The following is an 18853-nucleotide window of genomic DNA, read 5'->3' on the forward strand; positions in this document are numbered from 1 at the left end:
AATCAACGACGTGGCAGGAATTGCAGCGGATCGACTGGTTTACCTTGTCGGCGAATCTCAAAGTGCAGTTTCACCCGGTCCGTTCCCGTTGATCCCATTTCGGCAATTGTCTGTCCGACCTTGACCTGCTGCCCCTCCCGAACCAACAGCCTGCGGTTGTGACCGTAGGCACTGACGTAGGTATCGCTGTGTTTGATGATCACGAGTTCGCCGTAGCCCCTCAAACCACTCCCGGCGTACACAACCGTGCCATCAGACGCGGCTAAAACAGGCTGTCCCAAATCCCCGGCGATATCAATTCCTTTATTCAAACTACCGTTTGAAGAGAATTTTCCAATGAGAACGCCATTAGAAGGCCATCCCCAGCCAGTCGGGGCGGGACCCGCAGGAGGCATCGGAGCAGGGGCTGGTTTGCTCGCGACGGACGGTATTACCGCTGTCCCAGACCCCGCCGGCCGGCGAATGACCGTGGTTTTGCTCGACGACGAAGCCGTCGAACCGGACTGTGTCACCACTGCGGTAGGCGTTGAACCGCTACGGCCATCGAAGCGAATCGTCTGACCGGGGTGAATCGTATAAGGCGCAGGAATGTTGTTGCGTGCCGCGAGGGCCTTGTAGTCCCAGCCGTAGCGAAAAGCGATGGAAAACAGCGTATCGCCGCGACGGACTACATATTGGCCGGTCGTTACCGTAGGACGTTGAGGTGTTGCGCTGTTGCGATCGACAACCCGGACATTGCTCGACGGCGTACTGGAACAACCGACCAGCAAAGTGCTCAAGACAAGGCCAGTCACCAGGCGCTGAAAGCTCGTGATACCCATACGCTGCGCAATGACTGTGAGACTCACCCGCCGCTCCCTTTGTGGTGGCTGAAAAATTGGAGGCTGCCTGTCCAGGCAGCGTTCATACAAATATAGCTGGCAACCACTGCGCCTCTATTAATGAAGCGCAACGCGCCGCCGCACACGTTTGCTCGACGCCATTGGGCTCTGTTCAGCGAATCGGTGCCGCTGTAAGACACAGGCGTGGCCACGGAATTCAGCGCCTGTTTATAAATGCTCAGGCCAACGGTCCATTGAGCAACGGCACGAATCGCACCGCTCCCAGGACGTGTCGCGAAAAACCATGTTCTTCGCGCACGATCAGCATCAGTTGCTGGACTTCACCGGCGCCCACGGGAATGACCAGCCGTCCACCAGGGGCGAGCTGATCCAGCAGGGCCTGGGGCACGTCGGTGGCCACCGCGGTCACGATGATGCCGTTGTAGGGCGCCAAGGCCGGCCACCCTTCCCAGCCATCGCCCCAACGAAACACCACGTTGCGCAGGTTCAGCTCCACCAGGCGTTCCTTGGCGCGATCCTGCAGCACCTTGATCCGCTCGACGGAAAACACCCGCTCGACCAGCTGCGACAACACCGCCGTCTGGTAACCCGAACCGGTACCGATCTCCAGCACCTTGTCCAGCGGCCCGGCCTCCAGCAGCAACTCGCTCATGCGGGCCACCATGTACGGCTGGGAAATGGTCTGGTTGTGGCCGATGGGCAACGCCGTGTCTTCGTAGGCGCGATGGGCCAGGGCTTCATCGACGAACAGATGGCGCGGTGTGCGGCGAATCACCTCCAACACCTGGGCGTTGGACAGGCCTTCTTCGTAGAGACGCTGGATCAGTCGTTCACGGGTGCGTTGGGAGGTCATGCCAATCCCGCGGCGCATCATATCGTCTTGCTCACGAGCCATCAGCGCAGCCCCTCCAGCCAGCCATCGAGGTTTCGAAAGGCGTCATTGAAGGTGCGGTCCAACTGCAACGGCGTGATCGAGACATAACCTTGCATCACTGCATGGAAATCGGTGCCCGGCCCGCCGTCCTCGGCATCCCCGGCGGCGGCGATCCAGTAGCCGGCCTTGCCGCGTGGGTCGACCACGTGCGTGGGCCTGGCAGCGCGGGCGCGGTGGCCCAGGCGCGTGAGCTGGATGCCACGGATATGATCGAGCGGCAGATTCGGGATATTCACGTTCAACACCGTACGTGGCGGCAGGTCCAGCGCACCATGGGCTTCGACCAATTTACGGGCGAAGTAGGCGGCGGTCGGCAAGTTGTCGACCTGGCGTGAAACAAAGGAAAAGGCGAACGACGTGTTTCCCAGGAAGCGACCTTCCAGGGCAGCGGCGACTGTCCCGGAATAAAGCACGTCATCCCCCAGGTTGGCGCCCAGGTTGATGCCCGACACCACCATGTCCGGTGCTCGTTCCAGCAACCCGTTGATACCCAGGTGCACGCAATCGGTCGGGGTCCCGTTGAGGCTGATGAAACCGTTATCCAGATAGCAGGGGTGCAACGGACGGTCGAGCGTCAGCGAGCTGCTGGCGCCGCTTTTGTCCTGGTCCGGAGCGATGACCACGCACTCGGCAAAATCCGCCAGCGCAGCATAAAGCGCGGCAAGACCGGGTGCTGTCACCCCGTCGTCGTTAGAAATCAGAATACGCATGGGCTGTCCGTCTGCCCCACCGGCACCAGATCGACGAGTTCGCGCACCAAGACAGTGGCGAAACATCCGGCCGGCAGGACGAATTCCAATTGCAGAATGTCAGGCTGGGGATAATGCCACGACAGCCCGCCAATGGGCAGTCGCAGGATGCGACGTTCGTGACTCATTCCCGCGTTTATCAACCAGTCCCGCAGATCGGCCTCGCCCTCGGCGATGGCCTGTTCCAACTCAAAGGTCGCACCGGCGGCAGGCGATGGTCCCTCGCCCCACTGCGGCCCGGTCGGATGCAGATCGAGGATCGCCAGGCGTGGATCGCTGCATTCAGCCTCACCGGCCGGGAAAAAACTGCGGCTGTCAGTGAAGGCCAGCAAGTCGCCGACCTGCGCTTGTTGCCAGGTGCCATCGGCGACCCGCGCCGCCAGCACCCGGTTGAACAGGAAACTGCGGGCGGTGGACAACAGTCGCGAGCGTACATTGCGCTGTTCCGGCAAGGCCTTGCGCGCCGCCCAGGCACGGGCGTCGGCGACATTACCGCCGTCATGGCCGAAGCGCTGGGCGCCGAAATAATTGGGGATACCCTGGCGCATGATCTGTTGCAGCCGCGCCTCGATGGCGGCCACGTCCCCCTTGAACTGGGTCAGGCGCAGGGTGAAGCCATTGGCCGAGTGCGCGCCGCGTTGCAGCTTGCGCCTGTGACGTGCGGTCTTGAGGATCTTCAGCGTGTCGTTCTGCGCCGCCGACAGGTCGGGATCGGCCTTGCCCGGCAGTTGGACGCTGAACCACTGGCGGGTCAGGGCCTGGCGATCCTTGAGCCCGGCGTAGCTGACGGTGCGCAACGGCACGCCGGCGGCCTTGGCGATGCGCCGGGCGGCCTCTTCAGTGTTCAGGCCGCGCTTTTCCACCCAGATCCACAAATGCTCGCCATCGCCCGTCAACGGGATATCGAGCACTTCGTCGACCTGGAAATCTTCAGCGGTGGCCTTGAGGACCGCGCTGCCCAGCGATGGGCCATAGGCACGCGGCCCCAACAGTTCCAGTTCGGTCATGGGCGCAGCAACAAGGCAACGGAATGGACGGCAATGCCTTCTTCGCGCCCGACGAAACCAAGCTTCTCGGTGGTGGTGGCTTTCACGTTCACTTGGTCCAACTCAACTTGAAGATCCTCGGCGATCAACTGGCGCATCGCTTCGATGTGCGGAGCCATTTTGGGGGCCTGGGCAACGATGGTGTTATCGACATTGCCGACTTTCCAGCCCTTGGCATGGATCAGCGAGACCACATGGCGCAGCAGCACGCGGCTGTCGGCGCCTTTGAATTGCGGGTCGGTGTCGGGGAAGTGCTTGCCGATGTCACCCAGCGCCGCGGCGCCGAGCAAGGCATCGCTCAAGGCATGCAGCAGGACATCACCGTCAGAATGCGCGAGCAGCCCGAAGCCGTGTGCGATCCGCACGCCGCCCAGAGTAATGAAGTCGCCTTCAGCGAAACGGTGAACATCGTAGCCGTGGCCAATACGCATAAAAAAACGCCCCGATTTTTGTCAGGGCGTGATTCTACCTGCATTAGGCGTTTAGAGCGCGCGCATGATGCTGCAAGTGGTCGTCAATGAAGCTGGCGATGAAGAAGTAGCTGTGGTCGTAGCCCGGTTGCAGGCGCAACTCCAACGGATGGCCGGCGGACTTGGCCGCCTGTTGCAAGGCTTCGGGCTTGAGCTGGTTGGCCAGGAAATCATCGCGATCGCCCTGGTCCACCAGCAATGGCAGCTTCTCCTGCGCCTCGGCAATCAATGCACAGGCATCCCATTCCCGCCATTTCGAGCGGTCTTCTCCCAAGTAACGGGAGAACGCCTTCTGGCCCCAAGGGCAATCCATTGGATTGTTGATCGGCGAAAAAGCCGACACCGAACGGTAAAGCCCCGGGTTGCGCAAGGCGCAGACCAGCGCACCGTGGCCGCCCATGGAGTGGCCGCTGATGCCGCGTTTGTCCGAAGCCGGGAAATGCGCTTCGACCAGCGCCGGCAATTCCTGCACCACGTAGTCATGCATCCGATAGTGCCGCGCCCACGGATCCTGCGTGGCGTTCAGATAAAAGCCCGCCCCCAGGCCGAAGTCCCAGGCATTGTCCGGATCGCCCGGCACGTCGGCACCACGAGGACTGGTGTCCGGCGCGACGATGATCAGGCCCAGCTCGGCAGCCATGCGCTGGGCGCCGGCCTTTTGCATGAAGTTCTCGTCGGTGCAGGTCAGCCCGGACAACCAATACAGCACCGGCAACTTGCCGCCCTGCTCGGCTTGCGGTGGCAGGTACACGGCAAACACCATGTCACAACCCAGCACGTCGGAACGGTGCCGGTAGCGCTTGTGCCAGCCGCCGAAGCTTTTCTGACAGGAAATGTTTTCCAGACTCATGACCGACCTCAGAAATGGATAACGGTGCGGATGCTCTTGCCTTCATGCATCAGGTCGAACGCCTTGTTGATATCTTCCAGGCCCATGGTGTGGGTGATGAAGGTATCCAGCGGGATCTCGCCCTTCTCGGCCATTTCCACGTAGCTTGGCAATTCGCTGCGCCCGCGCACGCCGCCAAAGGCCGAACCGCGCCAGACGCGCCCGGTCACCAACTGGAATGGACGGGTAGCGATTTCCTGGCCGGCGCCGGCCACGCCGATGATCACCGACTCGCCCCAGCCCTTGTGGCAGCATTCCAGCGCGGCGCGCATCAACTGGACATTGCCGATGCACTCGAAGGAAAAGTCCACGCCGCCGTCAGTCATGTCGACGATGACTTCCTGGATCGGACGGTCGAAGTCTTTCGGGTTGACGCAATCGGTAGCGCCCAGTTGCTTGGCGATTTCGAACTTGGCTGGGTTGATGTCGATGGCGATGATCCGCGCGGCCTTGGCCTTCACGGCGCCGATCACGGCCGACAGGCCGATGCCGCCCAGGCCGAAGATCGCCACGGTGTCACCCGGCTTGACCTTGGCGGTGTTGAGCACCGCGCCGATGCCAGTGGTGACGCCGCAACCCAGCAGGCAGACTTTTTCCAGCGGCGCTTCTTTTGGAATCTTCGCCACGGAAATTTCCGGCAGCACGGTGTACTCGGAGAACGTCGACGTGCCCATGTAGTGGAAAATCGTCTCGCCCTTGTAGGAAAAACGCGAAGTGCCATCCGGCATCAGGCCTTTGCCCTGGGTGGCGCGAATCGCCTGGCAGAGGTTGGTCTTGCCCGACTTACAGAATTTGCACTGGCCGCACTCCGGCGTGTACAGCGGGATCACATGATCACCCACCGCCACCGAAGTCACGCCTTCGCCGATGGCTTCGACAATGGCACCGCCTTCATGACCCAGGATCGACGGGAAGATCCCTTCCGGGTCGGCGCCCGACAGGGTATAGGCGTCGGTGTGGCAGACACCGGAAGCCACCACGCGCAACAGCACCTCGCCCGCCTTGGGCATGGCGACGTCGACTTCAACGATTTCCAGGGGTTTCTTGGCCTCGAAGGCAACGGCAGCGCGCGACTTGATCATCCGGGTTCTCCAGCAAATAAATACAGGACCGGGAGTGTAATCCTCCGCCGGACAATGAATAATCCAGCCAAAAGCAAAACATTATTGCTGTACAGGGATAATCCTCCATGTCCGATAACCGCTGGGAAGGCATCGACGAATTCGTGGCCGTGGCCGAATGCAGCCAATTCACCGCCGCGGCCGAGCGTCTCGGGGTTTCGTCCTCCCATATCAGTCGACAAATCGTACGGCTCGAAGAGCGTCTACAGACACGCTTGCTCTACCGCAGCACCCGCCGGGTGACCCTGACCGAAGCCGGACAAACTTTTTTGCAGCATTGCCAGCGCCTGCAGGATGGACGCGAAGAAGCACTGCGAGCCGTCGGCGACCTGACCAGTGAACCCAAGGGCATGCTCCGCATGACCTGTGCCGTGGCCTATGGCGAACGGTTTATCGTGCCACTGGTGACGCGGTTCATGGGGCTCTACCCACAGTTGCGGGTCGACGTCGAGCTGAGCAATCGCCCGCTGGACCTGGTGCATGAGAGCCTGGACCTGGCGATTCGCCTGGGGCGCTTGCAGGACTCCCGCCTGGTCGCCACGCGCCTGGCGCCCCGGCGCATGTACGTGTGCGCCTCACCCTCTTACCTGGAACGCTATGGCCGGCCCCACAGCGTGTCGGAACTGAGCCGCCACAATTGCCTGATCGGCAGCTCCGACATCTGGCAACTGGAGCAGAACGGGCGGGAATTTTCCCAACGGGTGCAGGGAAACTGGCGCTGCAACAGTGGGCAAGCGGTGCTCGATGCGGCGTTGCAAGGGGTGGGGTTGTGTCAGTTGCCGGATTATTACGTGCTGGAGCATCTGCACAGTGGTGCGTTGATCTCGCTGTTGGAAGCCCATCAGCCGCCGAATACGGCGGTGTGGGCGTTGTATCCACAGCAGCGGCATCTGTCGCCGAAGGTGCGCAAGTTGGTGGAGTATTTGAAGGAGGGGTTGGCGCAGCGGCCGGAGTATCGGGGATGACAGTGAATTTTATGTTGCCTGAACGATTGCTATCGCGAGCAAGCTCGCTCCCACAGGGGTTTATCGTCGAATGATGGGCACCGGTCCCCATTGTGGGAGCGAGCTTGCTCGCGATGGCGCCGGCCCAGATGCTGAAGATCTAACGAGGGGACAGGTCCCGCTCAATGCCGATTCGCCCAACGCTGGCGCAACCACTCCAGGTCTTCCGGCCGGGTGACCTTGATGTTATCCGAACGCCCCTCGATCAGCCGAGGCGCCTGCCCTGCCCATTCCATGGCGGATGCTTCGTCGGTAATCACCGCATCCGCCACCAGGCTGTTGGCCAGGGCTCGGTGCAAGGCACCGAGGCGGAACATCTGCGGCGTGTAGGCTTGCCAGATCACGCTGCGATCAACGGTTTCCAGCACGCGGCCATGCTTGTCGACGCGCTTGAGAGTGTCGCGCGCCGGAACGGCCAGCAGGCCGCCGACCGGGTCGTTCGCCAACTCGCTGAGCAGTGTGTCCAGGTCGGCCCGAGCCAGGTTGGGCCGGGCAGCGTCGTGCACCAGCACCCAATCGTGGTCGTCGGCGCCCTGCCCGTGCAGATGCAGCAAGGCATTGAGCACCGAATCCGAACGTTGCTCGCCACCGTCGACACGCTGGATACGTGTGTCGCTGGCGCAGGCCAGGGTCGGCCAGTAAGGATCATCGTGTGCAAGGCTGACCACCACACCCTTGACGGTGGGATGGTCGAGGAAACAGCCGAGGCTGTGTTCGAGAATTGTGCGTCCGCCCAGTTGCAGGTATTGCTTGGGACGGTCGGCGGCCATCCGGGCGCCAACGCCCGCGGCAGGAATCACGGCCCAGAAGGCCGGCAAACGCATACTCATTGGGCCAACTGGTAGAGGGTTTCGCCCTCCTTGACCATGCCCAGTTCATGTCGAGCCCGCTCTTCGACGGTCTCCATGCCTTTTTTCAACTCTGTCACTTCGGCGTCCATCACCCGATTACGCTCCAGCAGCGCCTCGTTTTCGGCGTGTTGGTCGGCAATTTGCTGAGTCAGGTCGGCCACTTGCGCCAAGCTGCCATTGCCCACCCACAGGCGGTACTGCAGGCCGGCCAGCAACAGGAGCAAGACAAGAAACAACCAATTGGGACTGCGCATCGAATATCAGGTATCCAGTGAAAAAAGACCGCCATGCCAAACTTTGAAGCGTCTGATAGCACGAAGCCTGGAAGAACCAGGCTTGTGCTTGATAAGGCATCAGATTAGAGGCAAAACCGCCACCATGGGCGACTTTGCGACCAAACCCGCTGTCTTTTTACCATTTACCGCTTAGCCGCGAAACTCGGCGCGACCGTTGTACTTGGCCTTGCCATTCAATTGCTCTTCGATACGCAGCAGTTGGTTGTACTTGGAAACGCGGTCGGAACGGCACAGCGAACCGGTCTTGATCTGGCCTGCCGCAGTGCCCACGGCCAGGTCGGCAATGGTCGAGTCTTCGGTTTCGCCGGAGCGGTGGGAGATCACGGCGGTATAGCCGGCGGCCTTGGCCATCTGGATGGCTTCCAGGGTTTCGGTCAGGGTGCCGATCTGGTTGAACTTGATCAGGATCGAGTTGGCGATCTTCTTGTCGATGCCTTCTTTCAGGATCTTGGTGTTGGTCACGAACAGGTCGTCACCCACCAGTTGGGTCTTCTCGCCGATCTTGTCGGTGAGGACTTTCCAGCCAGCCCAGTCGGACTCGTCCAGACCGTCTTCGATGGAGATGATCGGATAACGTTCGGTCAGGCCCTTGAGGTAGTCGGCGAAACCTTCGGCGGTGAACACCTGGCCTTCGCCGGACAGGTTGTACTTGCCGTCTTCGAAGAACTCGCTGGCGGCGCAGTCCAGGGCCAGGGTCACGTCGGTACCCAGCTTGTAGCCAGCGTTGGCCACGGCTTCGGAGATCACTTTCAACGCGTCTTCGTTGGACGCCAGGTTCGGTGCGAAACCGCCTTCGTCGCCAACGGCAGTGCTCAGGCCACGGGCCTTCAGCACGGCCTTGAGGTGGTGGAAAATCTCGGTGCCCATGCGCAGGCCTTCGGAGAAGGTCTTGGCGCCAACCGGCTGCACCATGAATTCCTGGATGTCGACGTTGTTATCGGCGTGCTCGCCGCCGTTGATGATGTTCATCATCGGCACCGGCATCGAGTAGACACCCGGGGTACCGTTGAGGTTGGCGATGTGCGCGTACAGCGGCAGGTCCTGATCCTGGGCAGCGGCCTTGGCAGCGGCCAGGGACACGGCGAGGATCGCGTTGGCGCCCAGGGTGGCTTTGTTCTCGGTACCGTCGAGCTCGATCATCGCATGATCGAGGGCTTTCTGGTCGGCAGGGTCCTTGCCCAGCAACAGTTCACGGATCGGACCGTTGATGTTGGCGACGGCTTTGAGCACGCCCTTGCCCAGGTAACGGCTCTTGTCGCCATCACGCAGCTCCAGCGCTTCGCGCGAGCCAGTGGAAGCACCGGACGGCGCGCAAGCGCTGCCGATGATACCGTTGTCGAGAAGCACGTCCGCTTCAACAGTGGGGTTGCCGCGGGAGTCGAGAACTTCACGACCTTTGATGTCGACGATTTTTGCCATTGTTGTAAACACTCCAAAGTTGACTAGAACGTTGCAGAAAACTTGCTCGCGCTCAGCTGCTAAGCAGCCAAGCGCCTGGATGGGAGCGCTTCGCGCTCCAGCGGGAGCAAGCTCCCTCGCCACAAAGAGCAAGGCTTGCCGACGATGAGCCCTGAAGGACACCATCGCAGGCCATGCTCCCACAAGAGCAGTGCGGCCAGCAGGCCAGAGCGATAATCGAGCGGTACTTTACCGGAGAAAACCGCGTTACGCGGTTTCTATCGTCGGAAAACCCTTGACCAGCTCATCCAATGCCTTGAGCTGAGACAGGAAAGGTTCCAGCTTGTTCAAGCGCAAGGCACAAGGGCCGTCGCACTTGGCGTTGTCCGGATCGGGATGGGCTTCGAGGAACAGGCCGGCCAGGGACTGGCTTATGCCCGCCTTGGCCAGATCGGTGACCTGGGCGCGACGACCGCCAGCGGAGTCGGAACGACCACCGGGCATCTGCAAGGCGTGAGTCACGTCGAAGAACACCGGGTACTCGAACTGCTTCATGATGCCGAAGCCGAGCATGTCCACTACGAGGTTGTTATAGCCGAAGCTCGAGCCACGCTCGCAGAGGATCAACTGGTCATTGCCGGCCTCTTCGCACTTGCTCAGGATGTGCTTCATTTCCTGGGGCGCGAGGAACTGGGCTTTCTTGATGTTGATCACCGCACCGGTCTTGGCCATCGCCACCACCAGGTCGGTCTGGCGCGACAGGAAGGCCGGCAACTGGATGATGTCGCAGACCTCGGCGACGACCGCGGCCTGGGCAGGCTCGTGGACGTCGGTGATGATCGGCACGCCAAAGGCTTGCTTGATGTCCTGGAAGATCCGCATGCCTTCTTCCAGGCCCGGGCCACGGTAGGACGTCACGGACGAGCGGTTGGCCTTGTCGAAGCTGGCCTTGAACACGTAAGGGATACCCAGTTTCTGGGTCACCTTCACGTATTCCTCGCAGACCTGCATCGCCATGTCGCGGCTTTCCAGCACGTTCATGCCGCCGAACAGCACCATGGGCTTGTCATTGGCAATTTCGATGTCGCCGACGCGGATGATCTTCTGGGCCATCGTCTTATGCCTTTTTCTGGTGTTGAGCCAAAGCGGCCTTCACGAAACCGCTGAACAGCGGATGACCGTCCCGTGGCGTCGAGGTGAACTCAGGGTGGAACTGGCAGGCGACGAACCACGGATGGTCCGGGGACTCGACCACTTCCACCAGCGCGCCATCACCGGAACGACCGGAGATCTTCAGGCCGGCCTCGATCAGTTGCGGCAGCAGGTTGTTGTTCACTTCGTAGCGATGACGGTGACGCTCGACGATCACATCCTTGGCGTAGCAATCGTGCACCTTGGAGCCGGCTTCGAGCAGGCATTCCTGAGCGCCCAGACGCATGGTGCCGCCCAGGTCCGAGCTTTCGGTGCGCACTTCCACAGCGCCGGTGGCATCTTCCCACTCGGTGATCAGGCCCACGACCGGATGGCCGCTGGCGCGATCGAACTCGGTGGAGTTGGCGTCTTTCCAGCCCAGCACGTTACGGGCGAACTCGATGACCGCCACTTGCATGCCCAGGCAGATCCCCAGGTAAGGCACCTTGTTTTCGCGAGCGTATTGCACGGCGGTGATCTTGCCTTCCACGCCCCGCAGGCCGAAACCGCCCGGCACGAGGATCGCATCGGCGCCTTCGAGCAGGCCGGTGCCCTGGTTCTCGATGTCTTCGGAATCGATGTAGCGCAGGTTGACCTTGGTGCGGTTGCTGATACCGGCGTGACTCATCGCCTCGATCAGCGACTTGTAGGCGTCCAGCAACTCCATGTACTTGCCGACCATGGCGATGGTGACTTCGTGCTCCGGGTTGAGCTTGGCATCGACCACGGCGTCCCATTCGGACAGGTCGGCACCGGCGCACTGCAGGCCGAAGCGCTCGACGACGAAATCGTCCAGGCCCTGGGAGTGCAGGATGCCCGGGATCTTGTAGATGGTGTCGGCGTCTTCCAGGCCGATGACCGCGCGCTCTTCAACGTTGGTGAACTGGGCGATCTTGCGACGCGACGAGATGTCGATCGGGTGATCGGAGCGGCAGATCAGCACGTCCGGCTGCAGGCCGATGGAACGCAGTTCCTTGACCGAGTGCTGGGTCGGCTTGGTCTTGGTTTCGCCAGCAGTGGCGATGTACGGGACCAGGGTCAGGTGCATCAGCATCGCGCGCTTGGCGCCGATTTCGAAACGCAGCTGGCGGATGGCTTCGAGGAACGGCTGGGACTCGATATCGCCCACGGTCCCGCCGATTTCGACCATCGCCACGTCGGCGTCGCCGGCACCCTTGATGATGCGGCGCTTGATTTCGTCGGTGATGTGCGGGATGACCTGGATGGTCGCGCCCAGGTAGTCACCACGACGCTCCTTGCGCAGCACGTGCTCGTAGACACGGCCGGTGGTGAAGTTGTTGTTCTGGGTCATGGTCGTGCGGATGAACCGCTCGTAGTGGCCCAGGTCCAGGTCGGTCTCGGCGCCGTCGTGGGTGACGAACACTTCACCGTGCTGGAACGGGCTCATGGTGCCCGGGTCGACGTTGATGTACGGGTCCAGCTTGAGCATGGTGACCTTAAGTCCCCGCGCCTCCAGGATGGCCGCCAATGAAGCCGAGGCAATGCCTTTCCCCAATGAAGAAACAACACCGCCCGTGACGAATATGTAGCGCGTCATGAAAAACCCTAGAAGTCTGCGTTAAAGCGGTCCGAGCCGCCGGGGAAAGCGAAGGAAGGCCGAAGCCCCCGATCACCTGCATTAATCACAGTGCACCTTTCAAAAAAACCGCCGCGTTGGGACAGACCGGAAGTGAAATCACCGGTACGTTGCTCGCTACACATTTTTTGGAATCGCCCAGCAAAGACTGCTTGGTAATCGGCAACTCCTGCAATTCAGGCGAATCCACAGAAGTTGTATCAAGAAGGGAGCGTAGTCTACCGGAAAGCCCCTTTCAGCTCAAACCCAGATCTTGGTTTCCTGGCGTCCAGATCAATTGCCAACTGCCATCAGCGGGTGTGTCGAGCCCGGCCAGGTTGGCCACCGCCAGCAATTGCTCGCCTTGATAGAGCAGCGGCAATCGGCCGCGAACGAACGCCGGCACGCCCTTTTCATTGAGCAAACGCTTGAGATCACGATGACCACGACTCGCTAACGCCAGCACCTCGCCGCCTTGACGATAGCGCACGCTAACCCGCCCCGCAGGCGGCTGGCCGATAAGCACCACCTGACCGTTGCCCGGCAAGGGCAGCGGCAGCGCCGGATCTGCCCAGTCGACGGGGCCTGGCAGCGAACATAGCCAGTGGTCGGATAACCACCAGACCCGCCCGGCGGCCCGGTGCAGCTCGCCGCCGGCCAGGCGCCAGATGGGCCGGGCATCGTCCGCGGCATCGCGCAACGAGTCCCAGCCCACCCAGTGATCGCTGTCGGGCAGCAGGGTCAGGGGTGCCAGCCAGTGGCTCAACGCGTTGCGCTGACGGGCCGGCGACAACGCCCGCAACGGCGCCAGCACCAGCGATGGCAGCCCAAGCCAGTCGAACGCATCTGGCGTCACGACCTGGGCCAAGTCGATCCGCGCCAAGTCGTCCAGCAAGCCTTGGCCTTCACCCATGTGTGCAGCACTTCGGGCCAGGGTCGCCGAGGCTTGCGGCCAGTGTGCGGCCAGCACTGGAAAAACCCGCTGGCGCAGGTAGTTGCGCGCGTACCGGTGATCATCGTTGGACGGGTCGTCGATCCAGCTCAAGCCCTGTTGCGTCGCATAGGCTTGCAGCTCGGCACGGGACACCTCGAGCAACGGCCGCAGCAGATGCCCCAGACCCAAAGGTCGCTGCCGTGGCATCGCCGCCAAACCCCTCACCCCTGCCCCCCGCAGCAGGCGAAACAACAAGGTTTCGGCCTGGTCATCACGATGCTGGGCGGTGAGCAGCACTTCATTGCCATGGAGGGCCGCCACGAACGCGCCATAACGCGCCTCCCGGGCAGCACGCTCGATACTGGCGCCAGGGCGCACTTGTACATTCACCACGTCCAGCGGTACGCCAAGAGCCGCACAGACCGAACGGCAATGATCCGGCCACGCCTCGGCCACTGCCTGAAGGCCGTGATGCACATGGATAGCACTCAACGCGGGCAGGACGTGGTGTTGCGAAAGGGTCGCGAGCAGGTGCAACAGGACGGTGGAGTCGAGGCCGCCGGAGAAGGCGATGCGCCAGGTGGCGGCGTTGCGCCAGGGGGATAGCTGTGTGAGGAGCCGGGTGGGCAGGTCGATCCTGGGCTGATTCATAGAAACTGGCCTCACACAAATCAAATGTGGGAGCGAGCTTGCTCGCGATTGGCGGTGTATCAGTCAACTTATCTGTTGAATGTTAAACCGTTATCGCGAGCAAGCTCGCTCCCACACAGGGGTACAGCGCTTGGATCAGAGACCGTAGCTCATCAACCGCTCGTAGCGACGGGCCAGCAGCGCGTCGTTGTCGAACTTCTTGAGCATCGACAGCTGGGAACTCAGCTCGGCGCGGATCAGTGCCGCCGCCGCAGCCGGGTCGCGGTGGGCGCCGCCCACGGGCTCGTTGATCACTTTGTCGACGATGCCGAGGCCTTTGAGACGCTCGGCGGTAATGCCCATGGCCTCGGCGGCATCCGGCGCCTTCTCGGCAGTTTTCCACAGGATCGAGGCGCAGCCTTCCGGCGAGATCACCGCATAAGTGGAATATTGCAGCATGTTCAACTGGTCGCAGACACCGATGGCCAACGCACCGCCGGAACCACCCTCGCCAATCACGGTGGCGATGATCGGGGTTTTCAGGCGTGCCATGACGCGCAGGTTCCAGGCAATCGCTTCGCTCTGGTTGCGCTCTTCGGCGTCGATGCCCGGGTAGGCGCCCGGGGTGTCGATGAAGGTCAGGATCGGCATCTTGAAGCGCTCGGCCATCTCCATCAGGCGGCACGCCTTGCGGTAGCCTTCCGGACGCGGCATGCCGAAGTTGCGGCGCACCTTCTCGCGGACTTCGCGGCCTTTCTGGTGACCGATCACCATCACTGGCTGCTCGTCCAGACGGGCAACGCCGCCGACGATCGCGGCGTCGTCGGAGAAGTGACGGTCGCCATGCAGCTCATCGAACTCGGTAAAGATGTGGTCGATGTAGTCCAGGGTGTAGGGACGACGCGGGTGACGTGCCAGGCGAGCGATCTGCCAGCTGGTGAGCTTGCCGAAGATGTCTTCGGTCAGCGTGCGGCTTTTGTCCTGCAGACGAGAGATTTCATCGCCGATATTCAGCGAATTGTCATTACCGACCAAGCGCAACTCTTCGATCTTGGCTTGCAGGTCGGCGATCGGCTGTTCGAAATCTAGAAAATTCGGGTTCATAGGCGTCCGTCTTGGGTCGACGTCCAAGAGAGCTTGGGCCGGCCGGTTGTCTATTCGCGCCTACCTTAAGGGAGAGGCGCGTTCAGGTCGAGATTAAAAATTCAGGTCGAGATCAGGGGCATTCCGGTTTCAACAGTGGCCCCTGGCCGTCAACGGTATTGGAGGAAGACGTTGTCTTTGCCGAACTGGTCACGCAAGGCTTGAATCAACGCATCCGCCGGATCGATCCGCCAGCCTTCGCCGAACTGCAGCACGGCCTTGGCATCGGGGCGTACGTACTCCATGGTGATCGGACAGGCACCGCGATGGCGCTTGAACAATTCGCCCAACCAGCGTAGCTGATCGCCCTTGAGGTCCTGGGTCTGCAACTTCAGGCGCAGGCTCTCGGCCAGGTTGGTACGGGCATCTTCCATGCTCATCACCCGCTTGACCCGCAACCGCAGGCCACCGGAGAAGTCATCGTTGCTGACCTCGCCTTCCACCACCACCATCGCGTCGGTCTGCAACAGCGACTGCGCCGAATGGAACGCATCGGCGAAAAGTGACGCCTCGATGCGCCCGGAGCGGTCGTCGAGGGTGATGAAGCCCATCTTGTCGCCCTTTTTGTTTTTCATCACCCGCAGGGCGATGATCATGCCGGCGACCGTCTGGGTGTCGCGCGCCGGCTTGAGGTCAATGATGCGCTGGCGGGCGAAGCGGCGGATCTCGCCTTCGTATTCGTCGATCGGGTGACCGGTGAGGTACAGGCCCAGGGTGTCTTTTTCACCCTTGAGGCGTTCCTTGAGGGTCAGTTCCTTGGCCTTGCGATGGTTGCCGTAGACATCGGCGTCCTCCTCGACGAACAGCCCGCCAAACAGGTCGGCGTGGCCGCTGTCGTGGGTACGGGCGGTCTGTTCGGCGGCCTTGATCGCCTCCTCCATCGCCGCCAGCAACACCGCGCGGTTGCGGTCGATGTTGGCCTGGTAGGCCTTGGGCTCATCCTGGAAGTAAGGCCCGAGCCGGTCCAGGGCGCCACTGCGGATCAAACCGTCAAGGGTGCGCTTGTTGATGCGCTTGAGGTCAACCCGCGCGCAGAAATCGAACAGGTCCTTGAACGGCCCGTCCTGGCGCGCTTCGGTGATGGCTTCCACCGGCCCCTCGCCCACGCCCTTGATCGCGCCGAGGCCATAGATGATGCGGCCTTCGTCGTTCACCGTGAACTTGAACTCCGAAGCGTTCACGTCCGGTGCGTCGAGGCGCAGCTTCATGGTCCGCACTTCTTCGATCAAGGTCACGACCTTGTCGGTGTTGTGCATATCCGCCGACAGTACCGCAGCCATGAATGGCGCCGGGTAATGGGCCTTCAACCATGCCGTCTGGTACGACACCAGGCCATAGGCGGCGGAGTGGGATTTGTTGAAGCCGTAGCCGGCGAATTTTTCCACCAGGTCGAAGATGTTGCCCGCCAGGTCCGCATCGATGCCGTTGTTCGCGCAACCTTCGATGAAACCACCGCGCTGCTTGGCCATTTCCTCGGGCTTTTTCTTACCCATGGCTCGACGCAGCATGTCCGCGCCGCCGAGGGTGTAGCCGGCCATCACCTGGGCAATCTGCATCACCTGTTCCTGGTACAGGATGATGCCGTAGGTCGGGGCCAGCACCGGTTTGAGGCCGTCGTACTGATAATCCGGGTGCGGGTACGCCAGCTCGGCGCGACCGTGCTTACGGTTGATGAAGTCATCCACCATGCCCGATTGCAGGGGCCCCGGACGGAACAGGGCCACCAGTGCGATCAGGTCTTCCAGGCAGTCGGGCTTGAGCTTCTTGATCAGCTCCTTCATGCCCCGGGATTCAAGCTGGAACACCGCCGTGGTTTCAGCTTTTTGCAACAGGCTGTAGGTCGGCTTGTCGTCCAGCGGGATGAAGGCAATGTCCAGCGGCTCTTCGCCGACCTTGGCCCGGTCGCGGTTGATGGTTTTCAACGCCCAGTCGATGATCGTCAGGGTCCGCAGGCCGAGGAAGTCGAACTTCACCAGGCCCGCCGCCTCGACGTCGTCCTTGTCGAACTGGGTTACCAGGCCGTCGCCTTCTTCATCGCAATAGATCGGCGAGAAGTCCGTCAGCTTGGTCGGCGCGATGACCACGCCCCCGGCGTGCTTGCCGACGTTACGCACCACGCCTTCGAGCTTGCGGGCCATCTCCCAGATTTCCGCGGCCTCTTCGTCGACCTTGATGAAGTCCCTCAGGATTTCTTCCTGCTCATAGGCCTTCTCCAGGGTCATGCCGACTTCGAAGGGAATCATCTTCGACAGGCGATCCGCCAGACCGTAGGACTTGCCCTGCACCCGCGCCACGTCACGCACCACCGCCTTGGCGGCCATGGAACCGAAGGTGATGATCTGGCTTACCGCGTTGCGGCCATATTTCTCGGCCACGTAGTCGATGACCCGGTCGCGGCCGTCCATGCAGAAGTCGACGTCGAAGTCGGGCATGGATACCCGTTCCGGGTTGAGGAAACGTTCGAACAGCAGGTCATATTCCAGTGGGTCGAGGTCGGTGATCTTCTGCACGTAGGCCACCAGCGACCCGGCACCCGATCCACGGCCAGGGCCCACCGGCACGCCGTTGCTCTTGGCCCACTGGATGAAGTCCATCACGATCAGGAAGTAACCGGGAAAACCCATCTGGATGATGATATCCAGCTCGAAATTCAACCGATCGACATAGACCTGGCGCTTGGCTTCGTAATCTTCGGTGGTGTCCTTGGGCAACAGGACACGGAGGCGTTCGTCGAGGCCGTCGAAGGAGACTTTGCGGAAATATTCGTCGATGGTCATGCCATCGGGAATCGGGAAGTTGGGCAGGAAGTGCTTGCCCAGCTTCACTTCGATGTTGCAGCGCTTGGCGATCTCGACGGTGTTTTCCAGCGCCTCGGGCAAGTCGCTGAACAACTCGGCCATTTCCTCGGCGCTCTTGAGGTATTGCTGGTCGCTGTAGTTCTTCGACCGACGCGGGTCGTCGAGGGCGCGGCCCTCACCGATGCAGACCCGTGTTTCGTGGGCTTCGAAATCTTCCCGCTTGATGAACCGCACGTCGTTGGTCGCCACCAGCGGCGCGCCGATCCTGTCCGCCAGGGCCACGGCGGCATGCAGGTGCTCTTCGTCATTGGGACGGTTGGTGCGTTGCACCTCGATGTAGAAGCGGTCCGGGAACACCGCCATCCAGTCACGGGCCAGGGTCTCGGCTTCGTCGGGATTGCCACTGAGCAGGGCCAGGCCGATTTCACCTTCCTTGGCTGCCGACAGCATGATCAGCCCTTCGCTGGCCTCGGCCACCCACTCGCGCTCGATGATGATCGAGCCGTTGCGCTGGCCATCGATAAAACCGCGGGAGATCAGCTCGGTGAGGTTGCGATACCCCACGGCGTTCATCGCCAACAGGCTGATACGGCTCAGCGGCGCGTCCGGGTCCTTGTTCGACAACCACAGGTCGGCGCCACAGATCGGCTTGATCCCGGCGCCCATGGCGGCCTTGTAGAACTTGACCAGCGAGCACATGTTGTTCTGGTCGGTAACCGCCACGGCAGGCATGTTCATGCCCACCAGGGTCTTGACCAGGGGCTTGATCCGCACCAGACCGTCGACCAGGGAGTATTCAGTGTGCAGGCGTAGATGAACGAATGAAGCCGGCATAGTGATCCTGCGTTAAGTCATGAAAACAACAAGGCCCGGATTGTACCGGGCCTTGGGTAAAACATCAGCCTGCAACCCATACCGCTCTTTGAAGCGATTGAATCCGTGGCGAGGGAGCTTGCTCCCGCTGGGCTGCGCAGCTGCCCC

16 protein-coding genes are annotated in these 18853 nt (G+C 61.6%); 1 reads left to right on the forward strand and 15 read right to left on the reverse strand.

The window, feature by feature from the left end; all coding sequences use genetic code 11:
• Window positions 1-2: 2 nt before the first annotated feature.
• From AO356_RS05900 to AO356_RS05930, 7 genes are all read right to left on the reverse strand, one after another.
• Window positions 3-848, reverse strand: coding sequence for a peptidoglycan DD-metalloendopeptidase family protein (locus AO356_RS05900; RefSeq protein ID WP_060738980.1), 846 nt, complete (start codon window positions 846-848; stop codon window positions 3-5).
• 211 nt (window positions 849-1059) lie between these two features.
• The gene (locus AO356_RS05905; RefSeq protein WP_161796107.1) at window positions 1060-1695 is read right to left on the reverse strand and encodes a protein-L-isoaspartate(D-aspartate) O-methyltransferase; all 636 of its coding nucleotides are present in this window, start codon (window positions 1693-1695) and stop codon (window positions 1060-1062) included.
• Between the two features lie 41 nt (window positions 1696-1736).
• Window positions 1737-2486, reverse strand: a complete 750-nt coding sequence (gene surE, locus AO356_RS05910; protein WP_060738982.1) for a 5'/3'-nucleotidase SurE — start codon at window positions 2484-2486, stop codon at window positions 1737-1739.
• Window positions 2474-3532: a tRNA pseudouridine(13) synthase TruD gene (truD, locus tag AO356_RS05915; RefSeq protein ID WP_060738983.1), complete on the reverse strand. Its 1059-nt coding sequence runs from the start codon at window positions 3530-3532 to the stop codon at window positions 2474-2476. The genes surE and truD overlap by 13 nt, the downstream gene beginning before the upstream one ends.
• Window positions 3529-4002, reverse strand: a complete 474-nt coding sequence (ispF, locus tag AO356_RS05920) for a 2-C-methyl-D-erythritol 2,4-cyclodiphosphate synthase (protein WP_003184863.1) — start codon at window positions 4000-4002, stop codon at window positions 3529-3531. Before ispF ends, truD begins: the two co-directional genes overlap by 4 nt.
• A gap of 43 nt (window positions 4003-4045) precedes the next feature.
• A complete protein-coding gene (fghA, locus tag AO356_RS05925; RefSeq protein ID WP_060738984.1) occupies window positions 4046-4891 on the reverse strand; it encodes an S-formylglutathione hydrolase in 846 nt (281 codons plus the stop codon).
• Between the two features lie 8 nt (window positions 4892-4899).
• Complete coding sequence (locus AO356_RS05930) at window positions 4900-6012, reverse strand: S-(hydroxymethyl)glutathione dehydrogenase/class III alcohol dehydrogenase (protein ID WP_060738985.1); 1113 nt, start codon at window positions 6010-6012, stop codon at window positions 4900-4902.
• A gap of 107 nt (window positions 6013-6119) precedes the next feature.
• On the opposite strand from AO356_RS05930, the gene AO356_RS05935 reads away from it, so the two are divergent.
• The gene (locus AO356_RS05935; RefSeq protein ID WP_060738986.1) at window positions 6120-7016 is read left to right on the forward strand and encodes a LysR substrate-binding domain-containing protein; all 897 of its coding nucleotides are present in this window, start codon (window positions 6120-6122) and stop codon (window positions 7014-7016) included.
• Between the two features lie 161 nt (window positions 7017-7177).
• Here the strand turns inward: AO356_RS05935 and ispD are convergent, their stop codons facing one another.
• The 8 genes from ispD to dnaE form a co-directional block, all read right to left on the reverse strand.
• Window positions 7178-7885, reverse strand: coding sequence for a 2-C-methyl-D-erythritol 4-phosphate cytidylyltransferase (gene ispD, locus AO356_RS05940; RefSeq protein ID WP_060738987.1), 708 nt, complete (start codon window positions 7883-7885; stop codon window positions 7178-7180).
• Complete coding sequence (gene ftsB, locus AO356_RS05945; RefSeq protein WP_003184873.1) at window positions 7882-8160, reverse strand: cell division protein FtsB; 279 nt, start codon at window positions 8158-8160, stop codon at window positions 7882-7884. The genes ispD and ftsB overlap by 4 nt, the downstream gene beginning before the upstream one ends.
• A gap of 171 nt (window positions 8161-8331) precedes the next feature.
• Complete coding sequence (eno, locus tag AO356_RS05950; RefSeq protein ID WP_060738988.1) at window positions 8332-9621, reverse strand: phosphopyruvate hydratase; 1290 nt, start codon at window positions 9619-9621, stop codon at window positions 8332-8334.
• Between the two features lie 246 nt (window positions 9622-9867).
• On the reverse strand, window positions 9868-10713 hold the full coding sequence (kdsA, locus tag AO356_RS05955; protein ID WP_060738989.1) for a 3-deoxy-8-phosphooctulonate synthase: 846 nt from the start codon (window positions 10711-10713) through the stop codon (window positions 9868-9870).
• 4 nt (window positions 10714-10717) lie between these two features.
• Window positions 10718-12349, reverse strand: a complete 1632-nt coding sequence (locus tag AO356_RS05960) for a CTP synthase (protein WP_003184880.1) — start codon at window positions 12347-12349, stop codon at window positions 10718-10720.
• Between the two features lie 274 nt (window positions 12350-12623).
• Window positions 12624-13952: a tRNA lysidine(34) synthetase TilS gene (gene tilS / locus AO356_RS05965; RefSeq protein WP_060738990.1), complete on the reverse strand. Its 1329-nt coding sequence runs from the start codon at window positions 13950-13952 to the stop codon at window positions 12624-12626.
• A 135-nt stretch (window positions 13953-14087) separates the two neighbouring features.
• Window positions 14088-15035 (reverse strand): acetyl-CoA carboxylase carboxyltransferase subunit alpha, encoded by a 948-nt coding sequence (locus AO356_RS05970; RefSeq protein WP_060738991.1) that lies wholly within the window; start codon window positions 15033-15035, stop codon window positions 14088-14090.
• Window positions 15036-15184: 149 nt separating this feature from the next.
• Window positions 15185-18706: a DNA polymerase III subunit alpha gene (gene dnaE, locus AO356_RS05975; RefSeq protein ID WP_060738992.1), complete on the reverse strand. Its 3522-nt coding sequence runs from the start codon at window positions 18704-18706 to the stop codon at window positions 15185-15187.
• Between the last annotated feature and the right edge of the window lie 147 nt (window positions 18707-18853).

The organism is Pseudomonas fluorescens (assembly GCF_001307275.1).
Lineage (GTDB): Bacteria > Pseudomonadota > Gammaproteobacteria > Pseudomonadales > Pseudomonadaceae > Aquipseudomonas > Aquipseudomonas fluorescens_AA.

Excerpts from the sequence above, each read along its gene's own strand:
- AO356_RS05930 (WP_060738985.1), bottom strand. The coding sequence starts at position 6,012 with ATGATCAAGTCGCGCGCTGCCGTTGCCTTCGAGGCCAAGAAACCCCTG.
- tilS (WP_060738990.1), bottom strand. The coding sequence starts at position 13,952 with ATGAATCAGCCCAGGATCGACCTGCCCACCCGGCTCCTCACACAGCTA.
- AO356_RS05960 (WP_003184880.1), bottom strand. The coding sequence starts at position 12,349 with ATGACGCGCTACATATTCGTCACGGGCGGTGTTGTTTCTTCATTGGGG.
- dnaE (WP_060738992.1), bottom strand. The coding sequence starts at position 18,706 with ATGCCGGCTTCATTCGTTCATCTACGCCTGCACACTGAATACTCCCTG.
- ispF (WP_003184863.1), bottom strand. The coding sequence starts at position 4,002 with ATGCGTATTGGCCACGGCTACGATGTTCACCGTTTCGCTGAAGGCGAC.
- AO356_RS05970 (WP_060738991.1), bottom strand. The coding sequence starts at position 15,035 with ATGAACCCGAATTTTCTAGATTTCGAACAGCCGATCGCCGACCTGCAA.
- AO356_RS05905 (WP_161796107.1), bottom strand. The coding sequence starts at position 1,695 with ATGACCTCCCAACGCACCCGTGAACGACTGATCCAGCGTCTCTACGAA.
- truD (WP_060738983.1), bottom strand. The coding sequence starts at position 3,532 with ATGACCGAACTGGAACTGTTGGGGCCGCGTGCCTATGGCCCATCGCTG.
- surE (WP_060738982.1), bottom strand. The coding sequence starts at position 2,486 with ATGCGTATTCTGATTTCTAACGACGACGGGGTGACAGCACCCGGTCTT.
- AO356_RS05935 (WP_060738986.1), top strand. The coding sequence starts at position 6,120 with ATGTCCGATAACCGCTGGGAAGGCATCGACGAATTCGTGGCCGTGGCC.
- eno (WP_060738988.1), bottom strand. The coding sequence starts at position 9,621 with ATGGCAAAAATCGTCGACATCAAAGGTCGTGAAGTTCTCGACTCCCGC.
- ftsB (WP_003184873.1), bottom strand. The coding sequence starts at position 8,160 with ATGCGCAGTCCCAATTGGTTGTTTCTTGTCTTGCTCCTGTTGCTGGCC.
- kdsA (WP_060738989.1), bottom strand. The coding sequence starts at position 10,713 with ATGGCCCAGAAGATCATCCGCGTCGGCGACATCGAAATTGCCAATGAC.
- ispD (WP_060738987.1), bottom strand. The coding sequence starts at position 7,885 with ATGAGTATGCGTTTGCCGGCCTTCTGGGCCGTGATTCCTGCCGCGGGC.
- fghA (WP_060738984.1), bottom strand. The coding sequence starts at position 4,891 with ATGAGTCTGGAAAACATTTCCTGTCAGAAAAGCTTCGGCGGCTGGCAC.